The following is a 2,513-nucleotide window of genomic DNA, read 5'->3' on the forward strand; positions in this document are numbered from 1 at the left end:
GAAGAAACCGCGCGCACCCTGCTGCAAGGCGCTGTCGTCAGCGGTGTGCCCGCACCGCAGGCCTATGCAGATGCCATGGTGCAATATATCAGCGAAAGCCGTGATATCACTTGGGCCGTCGTCGACGCCGAAGACCTGACCGCGCCTGTGCCGGGTGCCACGGAAGCCGCCCAGCAGGAATACTATGACGCCAACCCGGCCGAGTTCACCCTGCCCGAAGCCCGCAACATTACATACGCATGGCTGACGCCCACGATGATTCTCGACGACATGGTCGTTCCAGATGAAGCCGTGGAGCGCCTTTACAATGAACGCATTGCCGAATTCGTCCAGCCCGAGCGCCGTCTGGTCGAGCGCCTGGTCTATCTGGATGCCGACCGTGCCGAGGAAGCGATGGCGCGGCTCAATGCAGGCGAAGCCACCTTTGAGGAACTGGTCGCAGAGCGTGGCCTGTCGCTCACAGACGTCGACCTTGGCGATGTGAGCAAGGATGATCTGCGCGCCGCAGGTGACGCTGTCTTTGCCGCTGATACCGGTGACGTCGTGGGGCCGTTCAACTCAAGCCTCGGTCCTGCCATCTTTCGCATGAATGCCGTCCTGTCCGAGCAAGTGACGACTCTGGAGGAAGCGACACCCGATCTGCGCGAGGAATTGGCCGCAGATGCCGCACGTGACTACATCAACGACCGCACCGATGCGATCATCGACCTTCTGGCGGGCGGCGCGTCCATGGCCGATCTGGCCGAACGCACGGAAATGGAACTTGGCACCGTGAACTGGACACCGGACACGATTGACGGGATTGCCGCCTATGACGCCTTCCGCGATGCAGCGGCCACCGTTCAGGAAGGTGCCTTCCCCGAAATCATCGACCTTGCAGATGGCGGTATTTTTGCTCTGACACTGGACGGCATCACCCCACCGACACTGCAACCGCTTGAGGATGTACGCGATGCGGTCGCGCAAGCGTGGCAGGCACAGGCCCGCCAAGAGGCAATCCTGGCCAGAGCCGAAGCAATTTCCGCCGACATTTTGCCCCTGACAGGTTTTGGCACGCTGGGCCTTGACCCTGTGATCGAGCAAGGGCTGACGCGCCGCAGTTTCATCGAAGGCACACCGCCCAATTTCAACGATGTGCTGTTCGACATGGCAATTGGCGAGGTCCGTATCGTGGACGCCTTTGAACGCGCCCTGATCGTCCGTCTGGACAATATCGCGGCCCCTGACCTGACTGATCCGTCGGTCATCGCACAGCGCGATGCGCTGGCAGAAAACGCGCGTGCCGGTATCGCACAGGATATCTTTGACGCTTACGCGACATCAGTGCAGCAACGCACAGAAACATCGCTGAACCAGCAAACCATCAACGCGGTCAACGCGCAATTCTAAGGCGGCCCTATGGCACTCTTGCCCGATTACAACAGTTTCGCCGCACAATATGACGCGGGCGCCAGTCAGGTGGTCTACACTCGGATCGCCGCCGATCTGGACACGCCTGTTTCACTGATGCTGAAACTGTCCGGTGCGGGCAAAAACGCCTTCATGCTGGAAAGTGTGACCGGTGGCGAAGTCCGCGGGCGTTATTCCATCGTCGGCATGAACCCCGATCTGGTCTGGGAATGTCGCGGCACCACATCGCGGGTCAACCGCACTGCCCGCTTTAATGACGATGCATTCGAGGACATGGCCGAAGATCCGCTGACCGCCCTGCGGGCATTGATCGCCGAGTCGCGCATTGATCTGCCTGATGGTCTGCCTGCGGCATCGGCAGGCCTTTTCGGGTACTTGGGCTATGACATGATCCGTCTGGTCGAGCATCTTCCCGATGTGAACCCCGACCCCCTTGGCCTGCCGGATGCCATGATGCTGCGCCCGTCGGTCGTGGCGGTGCTGGACGGGGTCAAAGGCGATGTGATCCTTGTGGCGCCCGCCTATGTGACGGCTGGGGTGTCGGCACGCGCCGCTTATGCGCAAGCGGCAGAACGGGTGATGGACGCACAGCGCGCCCTTGAGCGCCCGATGCCCAGCGAAGCCCGTGATCTGGCAGAACCTGCGCAGGTCGCACCACCTGTCTCGAATTTCGCGCATGAGGCCTATCTGGCCGCCGTCGAAAAGGCCAAAGAATACATCCGCGCCGGTGACATCTTTCAGGTGGTCCCGTCCCAGCGCTGGACGCAGGATTTCGTGGAGCCCCCTTTCGCACTTTACCGGTCACTGCGGCGCACAAACCCGTCGCCTTTCATGTTCTTCTTTAACTTCGGTGGTTTTCAGGTGATCGGGGCCAGCCCTGAGATCCTTGTCCGTGTCTTCGGCAAAGAGGTCACGATCCGCCCTATCGCTGGCACCCGCCCGCGCGGTGCGACCCCCGAAGAAGACAACGCGAACGAGGCCGATCTGATGGCCGACCAGAAAGAACTGGCCGAACATCTGATGCTGCTTGATCTGGGACGCAACGACACCGGCAAGGTCAGCAAAATCGGCACGGTGCGCCCGACCGAGCAATTCATCGTCGA

Annotated in this window: 2 protein-coding genes; both read left to right on the top strand. The window is 61.0% G+C overall.

Annotated elements, in window-relative coordinates; all coding sequences use genetic code 11:
* The coding region (locus VGP75_RS00045) for a peptidylprolyl isomerase (protein WP_327541696.1) at positions 1–1,389 on the top strand (1,389 nt) is incomplete at its 5' end.
* Positions 1,390–1,398: 9 nt separating this feature from the next.
* On the top strand, positions 1,399–2,513 hold a 1,115-nt coding region (locus VGP75_RS00050; protein ID WP_327541697.1), incomplete at its 3' end, for an anthranilate synthase component I family protein.

Source organism: Yoonia sp. (assembly GCF_036007805.1).
Lineage (GTDB): Bacteria > Pseudomonadota > Alphaproteobacteria > Rhodobacterales > Rhodobacteraceae > Yoonia.